Origin of the sequence: Vibrio atypicus, from assembly GCF_009811315.1 — a bacterium.
GTDB lineage: Bacteria > Pseudomonadota > Gammaproteobacteria > Enterobacterales > Vibrionaceae > Vibrio > Vibrio atypicus.
The window spans coordinates 832,864-856,743 of sequence record NZ_BLID01000001.1; the positions used below are offsets into that span (position 1 = coordinate 832,864).

Below are 23,880 nucleotides of genomic sequence, written 5' to 3' on the forward strand. Positions count from 1 at the left end.
TTATGGGACTGGTTGCTTATTTGAGGTGCTATGGACGTTGCAACGAAATTGGAAGAAGCGGATGAGCTTCAACTTGACTCTAATCATAAAGCAGAAGAACCCAATGCGAGTATAAAATATGGTGAAGATGCCTTTGCTGATGTGTCTCCTCTTTGTGAAGTCGCATGTATTGTCTCGACGCCCACTAAAAAATTGCTGAGGTGCAAAACGCGTTACATCGGTATGCATTCAAACAATATTATTTTGTTGGAAATGCCGGATATTTCAGTAAAAGAAACGGCCGTTTTTATGCAGAGAGGCTACCCTCTTCAAGTCTGTGTTTTGAACTCAAAAGGCGAGGGTTCAAGGATCTATTTTAAGAGCAAAATTGAGTATGTTCTTAATGGGGGGAATACGAGCCTATTGCTGGTTACCTTACCTAAAGCTACTCAAGTTGTAGTTGGTCTGAGAGATAATGCGCGTTTAGAACTGTCGATTGATGCGCTGCTTGATCCCGAGAGGCAGAAGTATCTATGTCAGATTCGGGATATATCTCAATCGGGCTGCTTGATTGTGTTGGATCGTTCTACGAGTAATTATCGTGTTGGCAATTGTATTAGTTTGCAGATTCTTGAGGATGAGAGCAATGAACCTGCACGGTTCTTACATGCCGTTGTCAAAAATGTCAGCCAGAGTAATCAATACAAGAAATATGGTGTGAAATTTGAAGAGCAGAGTGTTGCGTATGTCAGCTCTCTTATTGAGAAACTGAATTTCTGCCAGTTGCAGCAAAAGTTTACCTTGTAGTTTTTGGAACCCACGTAATTGAAAGGAGTGAACTATACTTATTGGTAGTGAAAGTTTTAGTCGAGCTGACACTGAGAGGGCAGTATGGAACTACGTAATGAAAAAGGTGAAGTCACTCAAGTTGCCGATAATCTAACGATTAAAGAAGTGCTTGAAATGGGCTATTCAATAGACCTATGTGACGAAGCATTTGATCCTAATGAGCATTGGAGTGCTCATTCTGATGACAATGTGCGCCGCTCTGAATTTCCAGAGAGTTAAGAACCTTTGAAAGTAAAAAATCCGAGCTAATAGCTCGGATTTTTGTATTTAGTCATTAGAGCAAGTAAGCCCTAATTAGGCTTAGAAGCCTTTGATGTTCTCAGCTTCTAGCTCAGAGAAGTACTTAACAGTCTTCACTTTTAGCTCTTGAGTTGCTGGCTCATCACATACGATCACTGATTTAGGGTGTAGCTGAAGTGCAGATACAGTCCATAGGTGGTTTACGCTGCCTTCAACTGCTGCTTCTAGAGCAAGTGCTTTGTTGTGACCAGTTACTAGGATCATGATTTCTTCAGAATCTAGTAGTGTACCAACACCGATTGTTAGTGCGTATTTTGGTACTTGGCTGATGTCGCCATCGAAGAAACGAGAGTTAGCGATACGTGTATCTTCAGTTAGTGTCTTGATACGAGTACGTGAAGACAGAGAAGATGCTGGTTCGTTGAACGCAATGTGACCATCGTTACCAACACCACCCATAAATAGGTTGATGCGACCGTAAGACTTGATCTTGTCTTCGTAACGTTGACACTCAACTTCGTTGTTTTCCGCATTGCCGTCAAGAAGGTTGATGTTCTCTTCTTGGATATCAATGTGGTTGAAGAAGTTTGTGTACATGAAGGTACGGTATGATTCTGGGTGATCCGCAGGGATACCAATGTACTCATCCATGTTAAATGTAACAACGTGCTTAAAGCTAACTTCGCCAGCTTTGTGCAGTTCGATAAGTGCTTTGTAAGTCGCTAGAGGTGTACCACCAGTTGGTAGACCTAGAACGAATGGACGTTCAGCAGTTGGTTGGAAATCGTTAATGCGCTTAACAATGTGCGCTGCTGCCCACTTACCTACTTGTGCTGCTTGGTTTAACGGGATAAGTCTCATTTTTTGCCCCTAATATTAGAATTTGTGATGCTCTGAAACATTAATTCGCATTATAAAATAAGTCTTTGCGATCTTCTATTGTTTTTGGTCAAATTTTCTCGATAAATTTGAGATTAGCTTAACACTAGTCCATTTAATCGTTGTCGTAACGGGTTTTTCTAGAAGTTTAACCTTGTGTCTCGTCATTAATTCTCGCGGTTAAATTTATGATTTTTGAGGCAAGGCTTAGCAATAGTTGTTACAAACCCAGCTGTTAGCGCAAACTTTGAATTTATGGTCAGGTGTATGGTTTCTAAATGAGGTATGATGATAGAACTCAACTGATTGAGTGCTTGGCCGATAAAGAAACGTTGAGAAAAATAAAAGAAAACTGAATGAATATTATAGGTATTGCAATAGGTATTACTGGGCTACTGCTTCTCTGCATGTTTTTGTGGATGTTAGCCCTTTCTATGCGCAAAAAACGTTTAGAACAAGAACGAAAAGAGCGAGAAATTGCCTATCGTAAAGCGATAGAAAAAAATCGTAAGCAAGAAAGAGAAGAGCGGATCTATAAAGCTGAAGGTGGACACATTCCAACGATTCTTTATCTAGCGAAAGAAGCTGAGCGTACTAAGCCTAAAGAAGCTCTATATTGGTATACCAAGGCTGCAAAACTAGACAATGTCACTGGGATGTACGGAATCGTGCGGATCAGTGCGAAAATGAAGCAAGACTTAATACTTAAAGAACAGTCGAAGTTTTGGCAAACCTGTATTGCAGCGATTGAAGGCAGTCTGCCACATAAATTTGAAATGGGTGTAGCGCTTTTTCATGGCCGCGGTACAGAGCAAGACCAATTTAAAGCCATTCAGGTCATGGAAGCAGCTGCTGCACAGGGCTATATTGATGCGATGCTGTTTTTGGGGGATTGGTGGATATCAGACAGTAACTCTCATGTGGATGCGACTAAATCGATTGAGTATTACCGAGTCGCAGCGCAGCTCCGTAGCAATGAAGGCCGAATGAAGTTGGGTTTGAGCTACATTAACGGTTTAGGTGTTTCTGCTGATCACGCAAAAGGATGTTATTGGCTCGAAAGGGCCGCTGAGAAAGGTCACCTTGAAGCCATGTATGCAGCAGGTGAAGCATGGATGGATTTTCGACCTAATGGTAGTGCCATTGCTTATATATGGCTGTTTCTTGCTAGTCAATTGGGCTATGAACGCGCCAAAGGACTGCGAGATAGAGTCGCTTTGAATATTGGCGTTGATACAGTTGTGGGGTTACAAGGCCTCAGCAAACCAATGATGAAGAAGATTAGAGAGAATAAAGTCGGAAAACACTCCATCATTAAAGCACTAAATAAGCTATACAAGCGTGATGTGCCACTATTGGAACAATCAGTTGCTACAAACGAACAGCCGATGGAGACGAGTGGTGAAGAGACTTCCGAAACCCTAGTAGAAAGCCCCAAATCTGAAGTGGTGGCGGAGAAAGTCGATTTCAGTCAATCTCCAATGGACAAGCATTAAAAAAAGGCCTCTAATTTAGAGGCCTTTTTTAGGTTCATACATTGCTCTGTTAGATTAAGCTTTAGCTTGCTTTTGCTTAGACTTACAAACGGCTGCAGTGAATACAACGTCTGTTGAGCTGTTGAGTGCAGTTTCGGCTGAGTCTTGCACCACACCGATAATAAAGCCAACCGCCACAACTTGCATCGCGATTTCATTTGGAATACCAAACAGGCCACATGCCAGTGGGATAAGCAGTAGAGAACCGCCTGCCACACCAGATGCACCACATGCCGACACCGCTGCTACTAGGCTAAGCAGTAGAGCCGTCAACAGATCAATCTCAATACCCATGGTGTGCACAGCCGCTAGTGTTAGCGTTGTAATCGTGATCGCAGCACCAGCCATGTTGATAGTCGCGCCTAGAGGAATAGAAACAGAATAAGTATCCTCATCTAGCTTTAGCTTTTCACACAATGCCATGTTTACTGGGATGTTCGCGGCACTTGAACGAGTAAAGAATGCCGTTACACCACTTTCACGCAGGCATTGGAATACCAATGGGTAAGGGTTTTCGCCTGTCTTCACCAATACTATGATTGGATTGACCACGAGGGCAATTATGGCCATTGAACCAAGCAGCACTGCCAGAAGGTGTGCATAACCTGCTAGTGCATCAAAGCCCGTTGTTGCGAGTGTTGATGCAACAAGGCCAAAGATGCCAAACGGTGCTAAACGAATAATAAAACGAACGATCTGAGAAACGCCGTGGCTAAGATCTTCAAATACTGCTTTGGTTGTTGCAGAAGCGTGGTGAAGCGCAAGACCAAGACCAACAGCCCAAGCAAGAATACCAATGTAGTTCGCGCTCATCAGTGCATTCACAGGGTTATCGACAAGTTTGAACAGAAGTGTGTTCATGACTTCAGCAATGCCTTGTGGTGGGGTCGTGCCTTCAGCACCAGATACTAGCGTTAATGTGGTTGGGAATAGGAAGCTAAGTACGACAGCAGTCAAAGCTGCGGTAAGCGTACCGAAAAGGTAAAGAACCACGATTGGGCGCATATATGTATGCTGGTTTTTCTTTTGGTTTGCGATTGAGGCCGCGACCAGAATAAAAACTAAGATAGGAGCGACTGCTTTAAGTGCGCCGACGAACAAGCTTCCAAGCATTCCCGCATCTTTCGCAGACTCTGGAGCAATAATCGCTAAGCCGACACCAAGAATGATACCAGCTAGGATTTGCAAAACCAGATTGCCGCGAGCGAGACGAGCAAAAAGTGAGTTGTGTTGCATAGTTATCCCTGAAATGAATCAATTTATAGAATTATAGTGATTTCAGTTATCTCAAACTGAGCAAGGTATACTAGCGTGATGAAATATTGTGTCTAGATTTAATTGAAAATTAGCAGGAAAAATTAAGATTTAATATGTGATGTGAATATTATGTTGTTTTGCTGTTTCTTTAAATAACAATAAAGGGAGCCTTAGCTCCCTTTATTGTTATTTAAAGCGGGGAAGATCAATGCTTATGTTTCATTCCGCTCATCACTTTCTTGATTGGTGCTGCGAATGTTTGTTTTTGGCCATTGGCAAAGGTAACTTGAACGTCAATCTTTTCACCTTCCACTAATGGTTTCTTTAAGTCAAACAGCATGATGTGTAAGCTGCCTGGTTTAAGTTCAACGCTTCCATTAGCTGGAACTTTGATTCGGTCTACTTGGCGCATCTTCATTACATCGCCTTCTTTAATTACATCATGCAACTCAACTTTTTCTGCGGCGTCTGTTGTTGCAGAGACAATAAAGCGATCGCTATCACCACGATTCATGATTTCAGCAAAAACGGCGCTAGTTGCCGCATTTGGTGGGGTTGCACGAGCATAAGCATGGTGCGCCATGATATCCATTTTAGCGTGGGCAATTGGGCTAAGTACCAAAGTGGCAAGAAGAAGTGCTTTCAACTTCATGTTATTTTCCTTCTGAAGTAATGGTATTGAACGCTTCAACCAGAGGTGCTGGTGTTAACGTGTGTGGCACTTTGGTTATGAGTGTGCCATCTGGTTTTAGAAAGTAAAAATAGGAACTATGATCAAGGGTGTATTTTAATTCTGAGTTTTCAAGTTCTGTTTTTCTGAAAATGACACCATAGCGATGAGCCAGTGGGGCGGTTACGTCAAGAGGCGCAGATAGCCCTTCTATCATAGGATGGAAATATTGAGCATATTTGTAAGAGTCCGCTGCGGCATCACGTTCAGGATCGAGTGAAATGAACATAGGACGAAAACGAGCTTTGGTTTCATCATCAACTTGGTTAAGCGCACCTGCCATCATGGCGAGAGAAGTCGGACAGACATCTGGACAGCGGGTAAAGCCAAAGTAGACCACTCGAATTCGGTTATCTTTCAGATCAAAAATGTCGACTGCTCGATTGGCTTCTCCAAACAGAATCGTTTGTTCTGAGCCAACTGTGTTTCGTTTGGCTGTTGACTGAGCATCAAAATAACTTTTAATCCCAAACCCTAAAACGAAGGCTGCCATTAAGGTTAGTATCCAGTTTTTACTCATCTTTCCATCCTTAGTGCTGCATTCATTGTTTGCGTACCATCTGAAAGCTCACCGACCCATGTCATGGCTTCTAATGTGCAAACTGGTAACATGATCTCGCCACTAAACTGGCCAGCATCATTTTTAACCAATTTAAAAATCGCTGTTCCCATCTCCATTTCGTATCCTTTCAAAGTGAGGAACAGTTGCTCAGAATCGGTGCTTGGCCAATTCACCGTCATTTGTGTAGGAATAAGGGGCTGGCTGATGTCTCTATCAACAACAATACGGATGTCATCTTGGGTACAAGGCTGAGTTGAAAGTAAGCAATAGTCATCGAGTGATATCTGAGTTGGTTGGCTTTGAAACCACTGGTAGATATCTCCGGCGAAAAAACCGGTCGCTAGTGCGCCAGCAATCAGCGCAATCTTAATAAACGAAGGCACGGTAGTCTCTGTCAGTTTATAAAGTCGCAATCCTAACATCTAGCCATGATAAATACATGAGACGACAGATAATTCTGTGCTGGCGGTCAAATCAAAAACTAAGGCCTATTGGATTTGTGTATTCCATAAATGGCATGATCCAAAATACGTTCGCCGATTTTTTCACGGTTGGTGACAATGCCCTCAAGGATCATGCCGCACCGTTCTGCAACCGCACGACTGGCGAGGTTATCTTTGGCGGCTGAAAGCTGGACTTTTTCAAGCATAAGATCATTGAAAGCGATGCCGATTAGCTTTGTTACTACGCGAGTAACAATACCTTTGCCTTGATACTCGTTAGATAGCCAATACCCCACTTCGGCGCACTTGGTATCATGGTTGATGGTATTGAAGCTACAATTGCCTACGATTTTATCGTGATAGACAATCGCGCAAGTCATCGACTTACCATCGGCATATTCTTGTAGCATTCGCTGAATGAAAAGTCTAAAGTCTTGCTCGGATTGACAAAAGGCAGGCCAAGCTAACCATTGGGATAAGTATTCTTTTTGTTCGGATAACAACTCAACGTAATGTGGCGCGAAAGACTCTTGAACTAGTGCTAATTTGAGTTCGTCATCAATGGCAATAGTAAACATGACAATCCTTTTGATTGGTTATGAAACATCAAACTATCAAACTTAGTCTAGCAAGACCATGCCCTAGCGAAATAGCGGCAATTGATGTGGCACGTAATTACTGAGTCTCGTTATATAAATCACACTTTTGTAAATAACCGTCACATTCATGTGGTTTTTATCTACTGCTTTAGTTTACTCTCGCCTAGCTATTAATAATTACTCATAAATGGTTACTTAGTGCGGGATAATATGGAAGTGTCACTTGATAACGTCAGTATAGACTTACGTCAGGTGTTGTTTGAAATGGCAAGTGCATTGGATGCGGTCGGGGTTGATGACATACATCACGGTCATCGCGTTGCCTATATTGCTTACCGTTGTGCTCAGCGCATGGGATGGAGTGAAGAACAAGCGCAAATCGTTTTTTCTCTTGGGCTAATTCATGATTGCGGCGTGACTCAACGAGAAGAACGCAGTGCGTTACTGAGTACTATGGTGCCCAAAGACACAGTTAGCCATTGTATGAAAGGATATGAGCTGCTTACAGCATGCGAGCCTCTGTCTTCCTTAGCTCTGCCAATTTTGTATCACCATACTTGGTGGTGTGAACTTGAAGTAAACAATGAACTTTCTGATGAAGATAAGCAGTTTGCGGCGCTGTTATTTTTATCTGACCGAGTGGATTATCTTCACGCCAACTATTATCCAGATAATTTCGGGAACGTAACTCAACGAAGTCGTGAAACTATCTCTAGCGAGTTATTAGCGAATACGTCGACTATGTTTGAATCGAACCAAGTGCAACATATGGTTGAGTTATTGGATAGTGATGATTTTTGGTTTTCAATGGACTCTCGGTATATTGAAAGCTTGGCGCATCGATTTCCTGTTGTTCCATTTTTCTCTGCGAACTTAACGTTGGAAGAGACCATATCTGTGGCTGAACTTTTTGCCCAAGTTGTAGATGCAAAAAGTCCCTTTACTTTTGAGCATTCGCGCAATGTCGCAAAACTCACGGAGTTTTTGGGTCACCAATTGGGCTACTCGGAACGTTTTCAACGCATGCTTTATTTAGCGGGGTTAGTGCATGATATTGGAAAACTCAAAACCCCGATCGATGTTCTGCACAAGCCCAATTTATTGACGGAGGAAGAATACGTCTGTATTCGTCGTCATGCGACAGATACGCGCCAAGCATTATTGAAAATGTTCCATTGCCGCCAAGTAATAGAATGGGCAGCAAATCATCATGAACGACTAGATGGTTCAGGGTATCCGTTAGGTAAAATGGCACAGGAGTTAGATTTACCAAGTCGCATCGTTGCGGTTGCTGATGTGTTTCAAGCAATGACGCAATCACGCCCGTATCGAGAAGGATTGCCCTTGTCTAAGACGATGATGATTCTCGGAGAGTTAGTGGAAGACGGTAAGTTAGATCCAACTGTGTTTGATTGTCTTCAGCAGCATGACATCGAGTGCTATCAGATTTCTATTGGCGAGAGTTTAAAAGAAACAGCCAGCGTTTAAAAACTGGCTGTTCTATTTTACATCTTATTTTGTCATATCTTACTGTTCTAACAAGAACTGCTTAAAGCGAACTTGGGTTTCAGCATCAGCTTTTTCATACCAAAAATGCAGCATTTGCTCTGCGGTGTTTTCACCTTGTAAATCTTCGCTAGCAACATTGGCTGGTAGAGTGACTGCCGTTACAGTGTTGTTCAATGATGCAACGCCGTTATGTCGATTGTATTCAGCAATTTCTAGCTTGAAATTACGGCCAATTTGCATGCCTTCTTTCGCCAACTGCTCCTGTTTAACTTGAACAGCTTGGTTGTCTTGATCTAAAAACTGCCACTGCGCTGATTTAATGTTTTGTTTGGCATCACGCTGGTTTCTGTATGTCGGGAAATCGAAAGTGAGCTCAGTGTCGTTGGCTATAAATTTAGCAACGATAGGATCGCTTTCGATAATGATACGATCACTACCTTGAGTAAAGTAAGGCTTGTATAAGAACAGAATTTGGTTTTCGCCATCTGGTAACGTTAGCGTATTATGGGAAGCAAATAGGCCACCACTGATGTTCGGCTTAGCTTCGTTAGCGAGTAAAACTTCCACCGTGTCGGGTACTGAGATAGTGACATCAGCGAGTGCCATTCCACTTGTACTTAGGGCTGCAAGCGCAAATAAAGATGCTTTGATTTTCATAGTTAGTGCCATCTGATTTGTAGTAGCTGTACTTTGCCTAGCTCCTATAAAGAATGCAATCTTCTGGCAGTCGTATCGTTGAGATTTAACCACATCATGACGTAAGTAAGCGGAACGCAGGGTTGTTTAATTTGGGCTATGCTTCACGTTAAAGGCTAAGATAATTGTTTATGTTATAAACTTGTTTATGCACTCACATAAGGACAACGCGATGAATTGCACATGGATGCACGACAGCCGAGCTGTGTTGTCGTCATGGTACAACTTAGATTATTGCCTTTCTCTACAGAGCAAAGAATCTCACTCTTCTTAATTTCTTCGGTGTGCACGCACCAACGCTTTTCGAATCAATGAAATCAATCCCTATGCAGATGAACTGCAGAAATAGCGCTATTTAAAGGAAATTAAAATGAAACGTATCCCTGAACCTTTCCGCATCAAAATGGTTGAACCGATCAAAATGACCACTTATCAAGATCGTGTCGAAGCGCTCAATGAAGCGGGTTTAAATCCATTTTTATTACGCAGTGACGATGTTTATATCGATCTACTGACTGACTCCGGTACAGGTGCAATGAGTGATAATCAGTGGGCCGGCATAATGATGGGGGATGAGTCATATGCGGGTAGCCGTAACTACTACAACCTATGTGATGCCGTTGAACATTTCTTCGGTTACAAGTTAACTGTGCCAGCTCACCAAGGCCGCGGTGCTGAACAGATCCTATTCCCTGCTTTGATTGAGCGTATGCGAGCAGTCCGTGGAGGCACCGATCCAGTCTTTATTTCCAACTATCACTTCGATACCACGGCGGGACATATTGAGCTCAATGGCGGTAAAGCGATCAATGTGGTCGATAAGCACGCGTTTGATACCACTACACCCTATGATTGGAAAGGTAATTTCGACTTAGAAAAGCTGCAAGAGACCATTGATATGTATGGCTCTAAGAATATCTGCGCCATTATAACTACAGTGACTTGTAATAGTTCTGGTGGTCAGCCAGTCTCGATGGAAAATATGAGAGCGGTGTATGAGATCGCAACTAAGAATGATATTCCAGTCGTGATTGACTCTGCTCGTTATTGTGAAAACGCCTACTTTATTAAGCAGCGTGAAGAAGGTTACCAAGATAAGTCGATCTTAGAAATTATCCGCGAAATGTATCAATACGGTGATATGTTGACCATGTCTGCGAAGAAAGACCCAATGGTGAATATTGGTGGTATGTGTTGTATCCGCGATCACAAAGAACTGTTCCAAGCTGTGCAGACACGCTGTGTACCTATGGAAGGGTTCGTGACATATGGCGGTATGGCTGGGCGAGATATGGAAGCTCTTGCACGCGGTTTGTATGAAGGGGCAGATGAAGACTATCTACATTATCGCATTAGCCAAGTTCAATATTTAGGCGAACGCTTACGTGAAGCTGGTATCCCGATTCAGTACCCAACGGGCGGCCATGCTGTGTTTGTCGATGCAGCAAAAATCTTACCTCATATCCCAGCCGATGAATTCCCTGCGCAAGTGCTGTGTAATGCGCTTTACCTAGAAGCTGGTGTGCGAGCGGTAGAGATAGGCTCTTTGCTGCTTGGTCGCGATCCTGAAACCGGTGAGCAAAAAGCCTCCGAACTGGAACTTATGAGATTGACGATCCCACGCCGTGTTTATACCAATGACCATATGGACTACATCGCCGATGCGATTATCGCATTGAAAGAGAGCGCACATGAGCTTAAAGGGTTAACGTTCGACTACGAGCCACCGGTTCTTCGTCACTTTACTGCACGCTTCAAAGCGAAATAGTCACAATGTCGATTGAGTAAACTCAAATCACTGCTTTCTGCCATCTGGTAGGAAGCAGTCATCTATTTTATCAAGGAGCTTTCATTTAGTTACAGATCCTGTTCCTTCTCTCAAAGTCTGCGGTTTCTTCTGTCGTGCTATGAGTTTATAAAGTCTGACTCAATATCCTATTTACAATGCAACAAAATGCTAACACAGATATGAATTCTGACTTTGGCTCGTAAACCACTTTTATTTTTTTCATCTAAAAAAAAGTCTCTTAAATACTGAAAGGGATGTTCTTCGTTAGTTTAGAAGAACAGCTTTAACTCTGACTTTAGAGTGAACTTCAAGGAACGAGAGAAATAGATATGAATCGTATTACTTTGTGTGCCGCTAGCATTGCGATGGCCGTTTCAGGCGCATCGATTGCAGCACCTACCGCGCCAAGCGTCGACGTATATGGCTCGAATAACCTACAGTTTTCAAAAATAGAACTCGCGATGGAAACCACCTCTGGATACAACCAGATGGTGAAATACTTCGACGAAGCAAACATCACCGTTAAGTTTAATCAGTGGAGTGGTTCGACTGGTGATACTTATAAAATCCTTTTTGATGGTGTTGAAGTGGCGAGTGGCCCAATCTCGGGTAGTCAAACCGCTGCTAACTTCACATATGGCCAAGGTGGTCGTTACCAGATGACGATTGAGGCTTGTGACGCAACAGGCTGTAGTGCGAGTGCGCCAGTTGAAATTGTGGTTGCCGATACGGATGGCTCTCACCTTAAACCGCTAACCATGAATGTGGATCCAAACAACAAATCCTACAACACGGATCCAAACACTGTCGTGGGTACCTATTTTGTTGAATGGGGTATTTATGGCCGTGACTACACAGTTGATAATCTTCCAGCTGATAACCTAACTCACATTCTTTATGGCTTTATTCCTGTGTGTGGCCCGAACGAATCAGTGAAGTCAGTTGGTGGTAATAGCTTCAATGCACTGCAAACGGCTTGTCAGGGTGTGGCGGACTATGAAGTCGTCATTCATGACCCTTGGGCAGCTTATCAGAAGAGTTTTGCTCAAGCTGGTCATGAGTATAGTTCACCAATTAAAGGTAACTACGCAATGATGATGGCGCTAAAACAGCGCAATCCTGATCTCAAAATCATCCCGTCTATCGGTGGTTGGACACTGTCTGATCCATTCTACGATTTTGTTGATAAGGCAAACCGTGACACATTTGTTGCCTCAGTGAAGAAGTTCCTTAAAACCTGGAAGTTCTACGATGGTGTTGATATTGACTGGGAATTCCCTGGTGGTGGCGGTGCTGCTGCAGACAAAGGCGACCCAGTAAATGATGGCCCAGCATACATCGCTTTGATGCAAGAGCTTCGCGTGATGCTTGATGGGTTAGAAGCGGAAACCGGTCGTACTTATGAACTGACATCTGCGATTGGTGTTGGTCACGATAAAATTGAAGATGTGAACTATGGTGAAGCGATTCAATACATGGATTACATCTTTGCAATGACATACGATTTTTACGGTGGTTGGAATAACGTAGTAGGGCACCAAACTGCATTGTACTGTGGTTCATTTATGCGCCCTGGTCAGTGTGATGGTACTGGTCTAGATGAGAACGGTGAACCGTATAAAGGACCAGCGTACACGTCTGACAACGGTATTCAGCTTCTGCTAGCTCAGGGTGTTCCGGCGAACAAACTTGTTTTAGGCGCAGCAATGTACGGCCGCGGTTGGGAAGGTGTTACGCCTGATACGCTGACGGATCCTAGCGACCCAATGACAGGTAAGGGTACGGGTAAACTTACGGGTACGACTGAACAAGGCGTTTGGGAAGATGGCGTTATTGATTACAAAGGCGTGAAAACTTTCATGCTGGGTGACAATAAACAAGGCGTTAACGGCTTTGAATATGGTTATGATGATCAAGCTGAAGCGGCTTGGGTCTGGAATCGTTCAACAGGTGAGTTGATTACCTTTGATGATGACCGTTCTGTGAAAGCGAAAGGGGCGTATGTACGTTCACTTGGCTTAGCAGGTTTATTCTCTTGGGAAATTGATGCGGACAATGGTGATATCCTAAATGCGATGCATGAAGGTCTTGCTGGTGGTCCACCGCAAAATCGTGTCCCTACTGCCAATGCAGGTGCGGATGTAACGGTTGTTGGTCCTGCTTCAGTTTCGCTAGATGGCAGTGCGTCGAAAGACTCTGATGGTTCAATTGCAAGTTACCAATGGACTCAAGTCGCGGGCACGGCTGTTACACTAACGGGTGCAGCAAGCGCAACTGCGAGCTTTGACGTGGCGGAAGTGGCTCAAGCTGAGACATTAAGCTTTAAGTTGACGGTAACGGATAATGAAGGTGCGACGGCATCGGATACTGTTACAGTGACGGTGAATCCAAAAGATCTTCCGCCAGTTAACCAAGCGCCAGTTGCGGCTATTACGGCTCCTGCAAATGTAAATGCGGGTGATGTAGTGGTTGTTGACGCTTCGGCTTCGACAGATGCAGACAACGACGCACTGACGTATTCATGGGATGTACCTACTGGTATCAATGCAACGGTAGATGGCGCAACAGTAAGCTTCGTTGCAGCTGAGTATACGCAAGATACTTCGTTAGCCTTTACGGTTACAGTAAGTGATGGTAAAGCAACGGCATCTGCGTCAACGACGGTAGTTGTTGCTAAGAAATCAACCGGTACTGATTTGTGTAGCGACCTTTGGGATACAGCCACAGTCTACACTGGTGGTAACCAAGTTTCTTGGGCTGGTAAAGTTTGGGAAGCGAAGTGGTGGACTAAAGGTGACGACCCAACTAAGTCAGGTCAATGGGGAGTGTGGAAAGAAGTAGGTCCTGCAAGTTGCTCGACTAACTAATCTTCCACTAGTCAAATAACAAAAAGCCATTCAGAGTTCTGAATGGCTTTTTTAGTTTTACTAGAAATTGTTTGAATCGTTAGGTTAGTTTACCGCTCTAACTTTACCTTGTTTCAGACTATTCAAAACTTCCGACTTAGGCCCGTCAGCGATGATGCAGCCTTTCTCCATTACAATTACACGATCTACAACATCGAGCATTGATGTTTTATGCGTAATGAGAATCAAGGTTTCACTTGGTTTCAATTGCGCTAACTGTTGCTTGATGTGCATTTCAGAACGGTTATCCATTGCACTGGTTGGCTCGTCCATCAGCAATACCGGTGGACGCCCTAGCAATGAGCGAGCAATCGATACTGCTTGACGTTGGCCGCCAGAAAGTAACTGACCACCTTCACCGACTTGGCGTTCTAAACCGGCAGGATCTTGCTGAGTAAATACTGTGACACCCGCGCGGTTGGCGGCATCCATGACATCTCGGTCGTCGGCAAGTGGGCGGCCTAGCGTGATATTGTCTCGAATCGAACCATAGAACAGTTGGCTATCTTGAGGGACACAACCAATATTGCGGCGGATATCGATATGGTGTAGCTGCTTGATATCGGTATCATCAATTCTAACATGGCCTTCCGTCGGTTGATAGAGACCCATTATCAGGCGTTCCAAGGTCGTTTTACCAGAACCAATTCGGCCAATGACGGCTACCTTTTCACCTGGGTTGATGGTTAAACTCAAATCTCGTACTGAGGCTACTGGAGAGTCTGGGTAGTGGAAGGTCACTTTATCGAGCTCAATCTTACCGTGTACGATTGGACGGTGGATGTAGCGCTTACCTTCTTCCTGTTCGTCAGGCATCGACATCACTTGATCAATGATGGTCATTGACGACTTAGCTTGGTTGTAGCGAGTCGATAGTAAAGAGAGTTGCACCATCGGACCAATCGCACGGCCACTCAACATGGTTGCTGCGATAAGACCACCCATGGTGAGCTCACCTTCCGCAATGAGGTAGACACCTAAGATGATCATGCCGATGTTTGAGGCCTGCTGAACAAATCCAGCGGTATTTTGAATGCCATCGGTAATACGGCGGCTCTTAATATTCCAGTTCGCCATATGAGCAACAGCCTCTTCCCAGCGGAACTGGAATTGGCTTTGAGCGCCAAACAGCTTGACCGTTTCTAAGCCAGCCAAACTTTCAATTAAGTTAGCGTACTTTTGCGATGCAAGACGCGAGCCTTCTTCTATGGTATGGCGTAGTGGTCCTTGAATCAGTAGCGAATACACCACCAAAATCAGAACACCAACAATAGGTACGATAACCAGATTGCCGGCCATAAGCCAAATGAGGACAAGGAATAGAACCGCAAAAGGTAAATCGATCAGTGATCCAATGGTCGCTGAAGTAAAGAACTCTCGAATCGATTCAAACTCTTGTAGGTGCCTTGCAAATGCACCGACCGATGGTGGTCTGGCTTCCATTCGAATGCCCATTACTTTACTAAACAGCTTGGAAGAGATCAGAATGTCTGACTTTTTCCCTGCAACATCAATAAAGTAGCTTCGCATTAGTTTGAGCACTAAGTCGAATAGGAAGATAACAAAGATACCACTGGCGAGAACCCATAAGGTTTCAAATGCTAAGTTTGGTACCACTTTGTCATAGACCAAGCGCGTAAACATGGGGGCGGCAACTGCAAATAGGTTAATCAGAATCGAGGCGATTAACACATCGCGGTAAATGTGCTTGGATTGCCAAATGGTGCTCCAGAACCAGTGACCTTCTTTGGTCTTCAATACTTCTGGAGAGCGTTCGTCGTAACGAAACTGCTTTTTCACCAGGAAATAGCGACCAATATACTGCTCTTCTAAGTCGCTCCAACTGATTGATACGGGTACAAGCCCAGAATCGCCAGTCACGATTTCGACTTCTGTCTTGTCTTCGCTGATGCTGTTTAGCACACAGGCGTCACCACTTTTTAATAGTAAAACGACAGGTAGTACAAGTTGGGATATTTCGTTCAGTGGCGCACGGTTCTCTTTAGCAACGAGGCCAGCACGCTCAGCGGAGCGTGGGAAAAGAAATGGAGTCAGCTTGCCATCTGCTAATGGCAAGCCGTTGATTAAAGCCTCTGGTGAGTTTGCTAAGCCATAGTAGCGGCTCACGTAGATAAGCGAATTTAATAGCGGGTCCTGCATGCTATGCCTTTATCCTATTTATCTACAATGAAGCCTTGGAAGACTTCAATAAAGTGCTCAGACAAGAAGTCGAGCTGAGTTTGAGTTTCAACACGTGAGGCAATGGTCTTAATTCCTAAGTTATGCGCAGTTCTAGAGATCGACGTTAGCGTGAATTTTTGCTTCTCATCATCTAAGTGGTGCGTGTATAGGTAGTCGAGCTTAACGTAAGCTGGACGGAATTCGTTAATGTAGTCCAAAGACTGGAAATTACGCCCATAGTTATCAACACCAAAGTCTGAGCCTGCGGTGCGAATCGCATTACAGAATAGCGCTGTATGGTGCGGGGCATTGATGAAGCAGTTCTCTGGGATCTCAAAGTGCAGTAGTGAAGCACACGCTTTGTTTTTGTTGAGGATCTGGGTAACCCAACGGATGAAGCTTGGCTGCGAAATGCTCGATTGTGAAATGTTGATCGCAACGGGTTCTGCAATCTCACCCTCTTTGATTCGTTTCACCATAGACTCAATGACGTATTCATCAAACAAGTGGCTCGCATTGAGCTGTTCTAGCGCGAACAAGTATTGGTTAGCACTGAAACGTTCATCGTCTTTCTCAATCGCAGAAAAGACTTCGCGGTGATAAGTTTGCCCCCAAGAGTTGTTGGCAGCCTGGAAGCGGAAAGTGATCCAATCATTGCTGATGGCTTCTTCCACCAAGCTCTTCCATTGCTGTTTACCCATCAAATTATCGCTAGTGGCACTTGAAACGTAGCCGTAAGAGAGCTCAGGGTTCGATTTAGCTGTCGCTAAGGCGTTATCAAGCATGGTGAGAATTTCACCTGTGTTCATCGCTGTCTCGCTGTGAACAACCCCGAGTGAGATGCTAGACGTTGCCATGCCGGTTGGATCTGAGTTGATGTCTTGTACGTAGGTGACAATACTGTCGGCGATCAGTTTAAGTTCAGTGTCATCCATATTTGGTAAGATGAAGCCAAACTCTTCTGTTGAGATACGGGCAAGGGTCACATTCGGTGAAGTGAGTGACACTTTTAGGTGGTCAGCTAATTCGCGGACCATGCCATCACCAAACTCATAACCTTTTTCATCGTATAGTTCACGAATGAAGCTCGCTTCGAGAATCGCGACGCCACCAAAGCCACCTTCGTTTAGCCAAGAGCTCAATTGACTCATGTAGTAAGCACGGTTACCTAAGCTTGATACCGGATCAACATAGGCGCGCTCACGCAGTTGCTGGGCTTCTTTTGCTTGGGCTTTGAATGATTTTTCAAGCTGAGCTGACATGCTATTGATGCCATCAACGACGTAGATCAAATCTTGCGTATTTGGTCGCGGAAGTGGGTCACCAAATTGGTTGCGCGCGACTTGCTCCATTTTCGTCACAATTAGGTTAAGTGGACGAAGAGCTCGTTTCAGGATGAACGAGATAGAGAATAAACCAAGCAACATAATCAGACAGAATGCAATGACTAAGCGTTCAAACGCCATCCACAACTGGACGTAGGCAGTTCCAGGGTGGCTGACAATTTCAACTTCGGCGAGTTGCATCCATCCACTCGTCACGACGCGGCGATCATGGATTTTGTCGAATAAGTGCAGGTTAGTAAACCACTTAGGCACGTTGTTGGGCTTAACTGGGTATGAGCGAAGTATTTCCTCACCGCTATCAAGGAATATCAGTCTAACAACCGAGTAGCTACTGCCGTCAAAAAGTGCATTGATCACGGACTCAACGGCGACCGTATCTTTATCTTCAAGATAGGGGGCGAGTGCCAAACCTACCGTGTTGATGGTGTTATTCACTTCGGACTGTTGTTGCTGTACCAAGTTGTTTCGCGTGGTATTAAACTCGATGATAAAAACGGATATTAGTAGCATCAAGATAACAGCAATCATTCCTGCGACAAGTTGTTTATATAACGTCATATTGCCTACTCATCATAATTGACTATTGGTTTATTAAGTTTGAGCGATTTCTCGCGAGCACGAAGATCATTCCATAGACTTAAACGGGATGATTTTCCTGCCAGTTGTCCTTGTTTCGATTTCATTAACCAAAGGTTTTTACCGTTAAAACTGTAGATCGGTAACAGATCTCGGCGCTTCGAGGCGCGTTTTATCTCTGGGTTGATGTTATCGAGTAGTATCGGCTCTGCGCTTGGCTTAGAGTAATAGGCGAGAACCATATGAAATTGATTAAGCTCGATAGCTTTTACATAGACTAAACGGAGCTTTCGATCAGAGACACCAAGCTCTAACAGCGAAAAGTATTTAGCGATCGTAAAGTCTTCACAGTCTCCTGCATTACTTCCGAGAAACTCAAGAGGTGTAGCCCAATAATCATTTTTTCCCCAAAGCCTGTCATCGTTAACGAAATTGAGTTGATTAAAGAAGCGGTTCACTTCCGTAAGTTGTTGTCGCTCACTGAGTGATCTGTACGCAGAGATCTCTTTGCGCCATGTTTCAACACGTCGCGCGGCTCTATCGCCATATGTTTTACGCACAGCCTCAACCCAACGTTGCTCTTGGGTATTCAGAGCAAACGAAGTGGTTGAGGCGATCAGCATGAGCAGCACTGCGAGGATATATTTCATCAATGCAGACTAAGCTTCGACTGTAGTAACAAAAACATGTTCTTCATGGATATTGAACTTTACTCCTTCAAAGCGTTATCACGCGCACCAAGAATTGGTTTTAGTAGATATTCCATCACTGTACGTTTGCCAGTAATGATATCGACGGACGCAGTCATACCTGGAATTATAGGCAATGAGGCATCTTTATTTAGGCTGGTTTCCTTAGTGCGAACACGAACTACATAGAAACTATTGCCTTCTTCATCTGTGGTTGTATCCGCACTGATATGTTCAAGTGTTCCCTCAAGACCGCCATATTTTGTAAAGTCATACGCGCTAAATTTAACGATAGTGGTTAAGTCTGGGCGTAAGAATGCGATATCTTGTGGGGCAATTTTCGCTTCAACCAAAAGCGTATCTTCACTGGGAACAATCTCAACAATATCCATACCGGGTTGAATAACACCTCCGACCGTATTGATGTTGAGAGTTTTGACTGTGCCTGTCACAGGAGAAGTCACGATAGTACGATTTACGCGGTCTTCTAACCCAACAGCAGACTCTGTCATCGCTGACAATTTATCTTGCGCTTGGTTAAGCTTTTCCTGCTGCTCTGAGCGGAACTTCTCTGCTACGTCGATACGGCTTAGCATCGCCTCACGTATAGCAGACCGAAGTACAGGGATTTTTAGCTCACTTGAGGTTAACTCTCTGCGCGTATCGTTGACTTGGCGCTGTAGTTTCAACAATTCAATTTTTGGGACGACACCTTCATCCGCGAGAGGCTTGGTAATATCCAGCTCTTTTTTTGCAAAGTTGTAGCTGTCACGAAGGTTTCGTACCCGAGCTTGAATTTCAACTAAGTCTTGCTGTTTTTGTTTAACTTGTTGGTCAATAACTGAAATTTGGTTGCTAAGCTTATTGAGGTCTTGCTTGTACTCTGCACGTTGACGAGCCACCAGTTTAGGTTTGAGTTCTGACAATTGCGGAGGAAAGGCGAGTTTATTGAAATTCAGTTGAACGTTGTTTTGCCAGTTTTTATTGTTGAAATCTTGGTTGATCACCACACTGGTAATAGAAGCGGAGAGCTGCATAACGCTCGCGGTTAAGTTGGCCACTTGCTGTTCACGTTCGCGAAAATCTGAACGAAAACGTGTGTCATCAATTAGTAGCAGTTGCTGGCCTTTTTCGACTTTCTGACCTTCACGGACCAAGATATCTTTAATCAGACCACCTTCAAGGTTTTGTACCACTTGAATTTGTGAAGAGGGTACCACTTTACCCTGGCCTACGGTGACCTTATCAATTTGAGCCCAAGAGGCCCACACGCCCGCTAGAACGAAAAAGATCACCATTACCCATAGCATGATTCGAGCACTATTCGGGGTATTCAGCAGTAATGCCGCGGTTTTATCATCGACATAATCCAACTCTGTGGGAGTAAGCTTGTTATAACTGCTCTTACTCATTGGTGATCCTTGTAATTTGAAGTTATTTTATTGATTTTATTACTGTCTGGTACAAATGTTAAGAATTTGCTGTAATAATCGCATTCTGAGCCTTTCACTTTTGATAGTAAAGCAGCATATAGATTGAGTGTAGCTTTTGTAACGCTGTTCATACTTGAGTTCTAGTGAATTAGAGCGCACAATCAGCAAAAAATTCGTCAGGAGATAAGATGGAACTTGAAGATATTCGCCGAGAGTACAGTAAAGGTGGACTGAGAAGAAAAGATCTTCTGCTCGATCCTATTGCTCAATTTGACCTTTGGTTAAAACAAGCGATCAGTGTCAATCTCACGGATCCGACCGCCATGACTGTTGCGACGGTCGATAGTACTGGTCAACCATTTCAGCGTATTGTGCTCCTAAAGCATGTTGATGAACAGGGTTTTGTTTTCTATACCAATTTAGGTAGCCGTAAAGCGGAACAGATTGGTGTGAACTCGAAAGTTAGCCTGCACTTCCCGTGGCATCCGATGGAGCGTCAGGTTCATATCACTGGCGTTGCTGAGAAGCTCTCTGTGGTAGAGAACATGAAGTATTTCTCATCACGACCTAAAGAGAGTCAACTTGCTGCAATTGCAAGTAAGCAGAGTAGCCGAATCTCGGCTCGTGGTGTGCTTGAAGGTAAGTTCTTAGAGCTGAAACAGAAGTTCGAAAAAGGTGAAATTCCTGTTCCTACTTTCTGGGGGGGCTTTCGTATTAAGCCGACGTCGATTGAGTTTTGGCAAGGGGGCGAGCATCGCCTACACGACCGGTTCTTATTCTCTAAAGAACAAGAAGAGTGGCACATTGACCGCCTTGCTCCATAATGAAAATAAATACGCCGCTTTAAGCGGCGTATTTGCTATTTAGGGCAACAGAAATTTGTGTCTTGAGCAGAGTATGAGGAATAGAAGAACCGTAACCTTGTTCCAAAGCCATATCAATCAGCTGCGCTTTCGTGTGCGCGCCAAATTTAGCTCTTAACCTCGCAACATGGCTTTCTAGAGTCTTAATCGAAATATTCATCACCTGAGCAATAAAGTACGGTTTTTTCCCATACAACAACAGAAAGAGTGCTTCAGATTCACGTGGAGTGAGCTTTTGAGCCGAAGTATTGTTATTAGGTTTTAACTGTAACCTCTCATCACTTGGCAGGCCTGTTGCCCGGCATATCCAATGGCCAACTTCTAAAATAGCGGTATCTGATAAGTCTTGCCCATAGAAAATCGTCCCTTGAACGTTGCCGTGATCATCATACCAGGGGGTTTTGGTAAAAATGTGGGCTCGCCAGCGACCATCTGGATACGGGTGAATATCGAGAACTTTCAGATCGGTTTGCGTTTCCATCACATAACTGTCTTGGTTGCGAAACTCGTCTGCGCAACGCGAGGTTGGACTTGGCATTTCTCTGTCACTGAGCCCGGTACACTGCTCAGGAGAATCTAATCCAATAAGTTGAGCATATGCCAAATTAGCGTAAACAAAGTTAGAGTTTTGGTCTTTACAGCCCCAGTAGCCTGGAAGCTGGCTAAATAGAGAGACTAAATGCGGATTCACTTTTTATATGTGCCTTATGGAACAACCTTGGGTATTTTAGCGAAAGGCTCTATTGTGTACGATAAAAAAATGCCAGGCACTAAGGTGGCTGGCAAACACAAGATTACTCTTGTCGACGTGTAGAAGAGGTTCTATAACCCAAAAGGGCATAGAGGTACCAATAGATACCGAGTGCTCGCATTTGAGCGACTCTAAGGAGATATTACGTGGATACTAGAAATAAAAAAGGGGGGAAATCCCCCCTGTAAACAATGAATTGAGTGAAATATTGCTAGAAGTTAGTTCAGTTCTCGAACGACTCGGAAACCAAGGTAGTTAGAGGCTGTGAAAGTCGAGAGAATCAATTGTTGATCCGCTGCCGCCATATCTGGAGAGAAGTTCCAAGCACCGCCTTTAGCGATACCGCTAGAGCCATTCGTCCACTGCCAAACATTACCAACCGCGTCGTACATACCTAGTTTGTTTGGTGCGAATGCGCTAACAGGCGCGGTACTGATGTTAGACCATGGTGTACCACTCCAACCGGTATTAGCTTTACCTGTTTCGAAGCTATTGCCCCACCAATATTTAGCTTGGCTGCCAGCACGAGCGGCAATTTCCCACTCTTGAGCCGTTGGTAAGCGATACTTCGCTCCCGTTTGTTTGCTCAGCCATTTTGCATAGGATTTCGCATCATTTTGGCTCACACAAACTACAGGTGAATTCGGGTATTGCTTAAAGCCAGGCGTTTGCCAACTGCTTTTCGACAGTGGTGTTACTTCGCCATCTACTAATGCGGTACAAGTCTTCTTGAGCTCGGCGTCCGTTTGATATTTAGTCTGTTCAACGAATGATTTGAATTGATTGACCGTAACTGGCGTAGCACCAATACCGAAAGCATGATCAAGGCTAACACTTTGTGATGCATTGAGGCCGACTTTGTATTGGCCCGGTAAAACGGTAATCATCTCAGGTGCTTTGACACCGTTCGCTAGAGAGTCAGCAAACTTATCACCAGAACGTGGTTTGTTGGTTCGTTCTTTTAACTCAGCACGTAGTGAATAATCAGAGCCAACATCGACACTTTTGCTAAATGGATAGTAGCCTTCTTTCTCAACCAAGATTGTGTGTTCACCGACAGGTAGCATAACTTCTACTGGGGTTGAACCATAGGACACACCATCAATCAATACTTGGTCATCATAGAGATTAGAGCGTACTGATACATTGACCCACGCGATTTCTTGCTGCATTGCAGGTTTAGATGCGTTTTGGCTTTCATTCAAACAGTATTTTTTATCAAGTCCCAGTAAACGACATGACGTTGTTTTGCCTGGGCGAGACTCCATCTCAACATCCATTAAGCTGCGGTAGCGCATACCATCGCTAAAGCCACTCTCAAGAGTTTGGTGATCCAACACGTGGATGTTGATAGACGCTTTGTGCAGATTGGTTTTAACAACGTTGGTTTCTGACAGCTTCTCAAGCAGTGATAGACGGAACTCTTTCACCGCTTTTTGCAATGCGAGCTCTTTAGTCTGGTTTTCACACTGAGCTAACGTCATTGAATCTGCACAGCGATTTGTGAAGCTAACAGAGATTTTTTTCGATTGATTCAGCTCTTGAGCCAAACGCTCTGCGCGCGCGCGATACTTGGCAGACTCAAGATTTTCAATTAATCGGCTGATGGTTTTGATTTCAGCTTTCTTAGTCGCAAGGTCAGCTTCAAGCTCAGTTAAACGATGCTCAGCAGAAAGTGTTTGGTCTTGGTTGTTTTTAACCGCTTGCCAAGCGTCTTGATAAGCTTGCTGAGAGGTAGCGATGTCAATATTAGGATCGTTGATCATTCGCTGATAATCGCGTTTGAGCTTCGCCTTTGCGGCATCAAAATTAGCTGTGAGTGTGCCCGCCTCAGATTTTAGGCGTTTAATTTCACTTTGCTGTTGAATGACTAAATCTTGTTGTCCATCCCTGAACTGCTCAAAAGTCACTAACTCCGAATGCTTAGTAAAAATTTGATCATCGATTTCCATCAATGATTTTGGCGCTTCTTGTGCTACAGCATACGACACCATCAAGCTTGGAGATAATGCTAGCAAAAGGGTCGAGAAACCGAATCGCATTGTCTTTCTTCTACATCCAAAATTAT

General features: G+C 44.1%; 20 protein-coding genes. 7 read left to right on the plus strand and 13 right to left on the minus strand.

What is annotated here, in order from left to right; translation table 11 throughout:
• The first annotated feature begins 30 nt into the window (after positions 1–30).
• A complete protein-coding gene (locus tag GVO60_RS03705) occupies positions 31–786 on the plus strand; it encodes a PilZ domain-containing protein (protein ID WP_159651242.1) in 756 nt (251 codons plus the stop codon).
• A gap of 84 nt (positions 787–870) precedes the next feature.
• Entirely contained in the window at positions 871–1,047 is a 177-nt protein-coding gene (locus GVO60_RS22405; protein ID WP_167522325.1) for a hypothetical protein, read from the plus strand.
• 81 nt (positions 1,048–1,128) lie between these two features.
• On the opposite strand, the gene nagB is transcribed toward GVO60_RS22405, so the two are convergent.
• On the minus strand, positions 1,129–1,929 hold the full coding sequence (gene nagB, locus GVO60_RS03710) for a glucosamine-6-phosphate deaminase (protein ID WP_159651243.1): 801 nt from the start codon (positions 1,927–1,929) through the stop codon (positions 1,129–1,131).
• A gap of 374 nt (positions 1,930–2,303) precedes the next feature.
• Between nagB and GVO60_RS03715 the strand changes: the two genes are divergently transcribed.
• A complete protein-coding gene (locus GVO60_RS03715) occupies positions 2,304–3,443 on the plus strand; it encodes a tetratricopeptide repeat protein (protein WP_159651244.1) in 1,140 nt (379 codons plus the stop codon).
• A 54-nt stretch (positions 3,444–3,497) separates the two neighbouring features.
• On the opposite strand, the gene sstT is transcribed toward GVO60_RS03715, so the two are convergent.
• The 5 genes from sstT to GVO60_RS03740 all read right to left on the minus strand — a co-directional run bounded on the left by sstT (position 3,498) and on the right by GVO60_RS03740 (position 7,052).
• Positions 3,498–4,718: a serine/threonine transporter SstT gene (gene sstT / locus GVO60_RS03720; RefSeq protein ID WP_159651245.1), complete on the minus strand. Its 1,221-nt coding sequence runs from the start codon at positions 4,716–4,718 to the stop codon at positions 3,498–3,500.
• 226 nt (positions 4,719–4,944) lie between these two features.
• Entirely contained in the window at positions 4,945–5,391 is a 447-nt protein-coding gene (locus tag GVO60_RS03725; RefSeq protein WP_159651246.1) for a copper chaperone PCu(A)C, read from the minus strand.
• 1 nt (position 5,392) lies between these two features.
• Complete coding sequence (locus tag GVO60_RS03730) at positions 5,393–5,989, minus strand: SCO family protein (RefSeq protein WP_159651247.1); 597 nt, start codon at positions 5,987–5,989, stop codon at positions 5,393–5,395.
• The gene (locus GVO60_RS03735) at positions 5,986–6,414 is read right to left on the minus strand and encodes a hypothetical protein (RefSeq protein WP_159651248.1); all 429 of its coding nucleotides are present in this window, start codon (positions 6,412–6,414) and stop codon (positions 5,986–5,988) included. The genes GVO60_RS03730 and GVO60_RS03735 overlap by 4 nt, the downstream gene beginning before the upstream one ends.
• Before the next feature lie 98 nt (positions 6,415–6,512).
• The gene (locus GVO60_RS03740; RefSeq protein WP_159651249.1) at positions 6,513–7,052 is read right to left on the minus strand and encodes a GNAT family N-acetyltransferase; all 540 of its coding nucleotides are present in this window, start codon (positions 7,050–7,052) and stop codon (positions 6,513–6,515) included.
• 231 nt (positions 7,053–7,283) lie between these two features.
• Here GVO60_RS03740 and GVO60_RS03745 point away from each other — a divergent pair, with 231 nt between their 5' ends.
• Positions 7,284–8,561: an HD-GYP domain-containing protein gene (locus tag GVO60_RS03745; protein WP_159651250.1), complete on the plus strand. Its 1,278-nt coding sequence runs from the start codon at positions 7,284–7,286 to the stop codon at positions 8,559–8,561.
• Between the two features lie 39 nt (positions 8,562–8,600).
• Here the strand turns inward: GVO60_RS03745 and GVO60_RS03750 are convergent, their stop codons facing one another.
• Entirely contained in the window at positions 8,601–9,239 is a 639-nt protein-coding gene (locus GVO60_RS03750; RefSeq protein ID WP_159651251.1) for a DUF2057 family protein, read from the minus strand.
• Between the two features lie 409 nt (positions 9,240–9,648).
• Between GVO60_RS03750 and GVO60_RS03755 the strand changes: the two genes are divergently transcribed.
• Together GVO60_RS03755 and GVO60_RS03760 are read left to right on the plus strand one after the other, a co-directional pair.
• A complete protein-coding gene (locus tag GVO60_RS03755) occupies positions 9,649–11,046 on the plus strand; it encodes a tryptophanase (protein ID WP_159651252.1) in 1,398 nt (465 codons plus the stop codon).
• A gap of 350 nt (positions 11,047–11,396) precedes the next feature.
• On the plus strand, positions 11,397–13,934 hold the full coding sequence (locus GVO60_RS03760; RefSeq protein ID WP_159651253.1) for a glycosyl hydrolase family 18 protein: 2,538 nt from the start codon (positions 11,397–11,399) through the stop codon (positions 13,932–13,934).
• A gap of 84 nt (positions 13,935–14,018) precedes the next feature.
• Here GVO60_RS03760 and GVO60_RS03765 read toward each other — a convergent pair whose 3' ends face one another.
• Genes GVO60_RS03765 through GVO60_RS03780 form a run of 4 tightly spaced genes read right to left on the minus strand, consistent with a single transcriptional unit; the run spans position 14,019 to position 20,177 of the window.
• Positions 14,019–16,133: a type I secretion system permease/ATPase gene (locus GVO60_RS03765; RefSeq protein ID WP_159651254.1), complete on the minus strand. Its 2,115-nt coding sequence runs from the start codon at positions 16,131–16,133 to the stop codon at positions 14,019–14,021.
• 14 nt (positions 16,134–16,147) lie between these two features.
• Positions 16,148–18,058, minus strand: a complete 1,911-nt coding sequence (locus GVO60_RS03770) for a bifunctional diguanylate cyclase/phosphodiesterase (RefSeq protein ID WP_159651255.1) — start codon at positions 18,056–18,058, stop codon at positions 16,148–16,150.
• 5 nt (positions 18,059–18,063) lie between these two features.
• Positions 18,064–18,726 carry a transglutaminase-like cysteine peptidase gene (locus tag GVO60_RS03775; protein WP_159651256.1) on the minus strand — a complete coding sequence of 221 codons (663 nt, stop codon included), beginning with the start codon at positions 18,724–18,726 and terminating at the stop codon, positions 18,064–18,066.
• Between the two features lie 59 nt (positions 18,727–18,785).
• Positions 18,786–20,177 carry an HlyD family type I secretion periplasmic adaptor subunit gene (locus GVO60_RS03780; RefSeq protein ID WP_159651257.1) on the minus strand — a complete coding sequence of 464 codons (1,392 nt, stop codon included), beginning with the start codon at positions 20,175–20,177 and terminating at the stop codon, positions 18,786–18,788.
• 209 nt (positions 20,178–20,386) lie between these two features.
• On the opposite strand from GVO60_RS03780, the gene pdxH reads away from it, so the two are divergent.
• Complete coding sequence (pdxH, locus tag GVO60_RS03785) at positions 20,387–21,022, plus strand: pyridoxamine 5'-phosphate oxidase (RefSeq protein WP_159651258.1); 636 nt, start codon at positions 20,387–20,389, stop codon at positions 21,020–21,022.
• Positions 21,023–21,041: 19 nt separating this feature from the next.
• On the opposite strand, the gene GVO60_RS03790 is transcribed toward pdxH, so the two are convergent.
• Positions 21,042–21,752 (minus strand): helix-turn-helix transcriptional regulator, encoded by a 711-nt coding sequence (locus GVO60_RS03790; protein ID WP_159651259.1) that lies wholly within the window; start codon positions 21,750–21,752, stop codon positions 21,042–21,044.
• A gap of 278 nt (positions 21,753–22,030) precedes the next feature.
• Positions 22,031–23,854, minus strand: a complete 1,824-nt coding sequence (locus tag GVO60_RS03795; RefSeq protein ID WP_159651260.1) for a formylglycine-generating enzyme family protein — start codon at positions 23,852–23,854, stop codon at positions 22,031–22,033.
• Between the last annotated feature and the right edge of the window lie 26 nt (positions 23,855–23,880).

Bases quoted from the DNA above. Each gene is read 5' to 3' on its own strand.
- GVO60_RS03770 (WP_159651255.1), bottom strand. From the start codon at position 18,058: ATGACGTTATATAAACAACTTGTCGCAGGAATGATTGCTGTTATCTTG.
- GVO60_RS03730 (WP_159651247.1), bottom strand. From the start codon at position 5,989: ATGAGTAAAAACTGGATACTAACCTTAATGGCAGCCTTCGTTTTAGGG.
- GVO60_RS03715 (WP_159651244.1), top strand. From the start codon at position 2,304: ATGAATATTATAGGTATTGCAATAGGTATTACTGGGCTACTGCTTCTC.
- GVO60_RS03780 (WP_159651257.1), bottom strand. From the start codon at position 20,177: ATGAGTAAGAGCAGTTATAACAAGCTTACTCCCACAGAGTTGGATTAT.
- GVO60_RS03750 (WP_159651251.1), bottom strand. From the start codon at position 9,239: ATGAAAATCAAAGCATCTTTATTTGCGCTTGCAGCCCTAAGTACAAGT.
- GVO60_RS03760 (WP_159651253.1), top strand. From the start codon at position 11,397: ATGAATCGTATTACTTTGTGTGCCGCTAGCATTGCGATGGCCGTTTCA.
- GVO60_RS03765 (WP_159651254.1), bottom strand. From the start codon at position 16,133: ATGCAGGACCCGCTATTAAATTCGCTTATCTACGTGAGCCGCTACTAT.
- GVO60_RS03795 (WP_159651260.1), bottom strand. From the start codon at position 23,854: ATGCGATTCGGTTTCTCGACCCTTTTGCTAGCATTATCTCCAAGCTTG.
- GVO60_RS03740 (WP_159651249.1), bottom strand. From the start codon at position 7,052: ATGTTTACTATTGCCATTGATGACGAACTCAAATTAGCACTAGTTCAA.
- pdxH (WP_159651258.1), top strand. From the start codon at position 20,387: ATGGAACTTGAAGATATTCGCCGAGAGTACAGTAAAGGTGGACTGAGA.
- GVO60_RS03705 (WP_159651242.1), top strand. From the start codon at position 31: ATGGACGTTGCAACGAAATTGGAAGAAGCGGATGAGCTTCAACTTGAC.
- nagB (WP_159651243.1), bottom strand. From the start codon at position 1,929: ATGAGACTTATCCCGTTAAACCAAGCAGCACAAGTAGGTAAGTGGGCA.
- GVO60_RS03775 (WP_159651256.1), bottom strand. From the start codon at position 18,726: ATGAAATATATCCTCGCAGTGCTGCTCATGCTGATCGCCTCAACCACT.
- GVO60_RS03755 (WP_159651252.1), top strand. From the start codon at position 9,649: ATGAAACGTATCCCTGAACCTTTCCGCATCAAAATGGTTGAACCGATC.
- GVO60_RS22405 (WP_167522325.1), top strand. From the start codon at position 871: ATGGAACTACGTAATGAAAAAGGTGAAGTCACTCAAGTTGCCGATAAT.
- GVO60_RS03745 (WP_159651250.1), top strand. From the start codon at position 7,284: ATGGAAGTGTCACTTGATAACGTCAGTATAGACTTACGTCAGGTGTTG.
- GVO60_RS03725 (WP_159651246.1), bottom strand. From the start codon at position 5,391: ATGAAGTTGAAAGCACTTCTTCTTGCCACTTTGGTACTTAGCCCAATT.
- sstT (WP_159651245.1), bottom strand. From the start codon at position 4,718: ATGCAACACAACTCACTTTTTGCTCGTCTCGCTCGCGGCAATCTGGTT.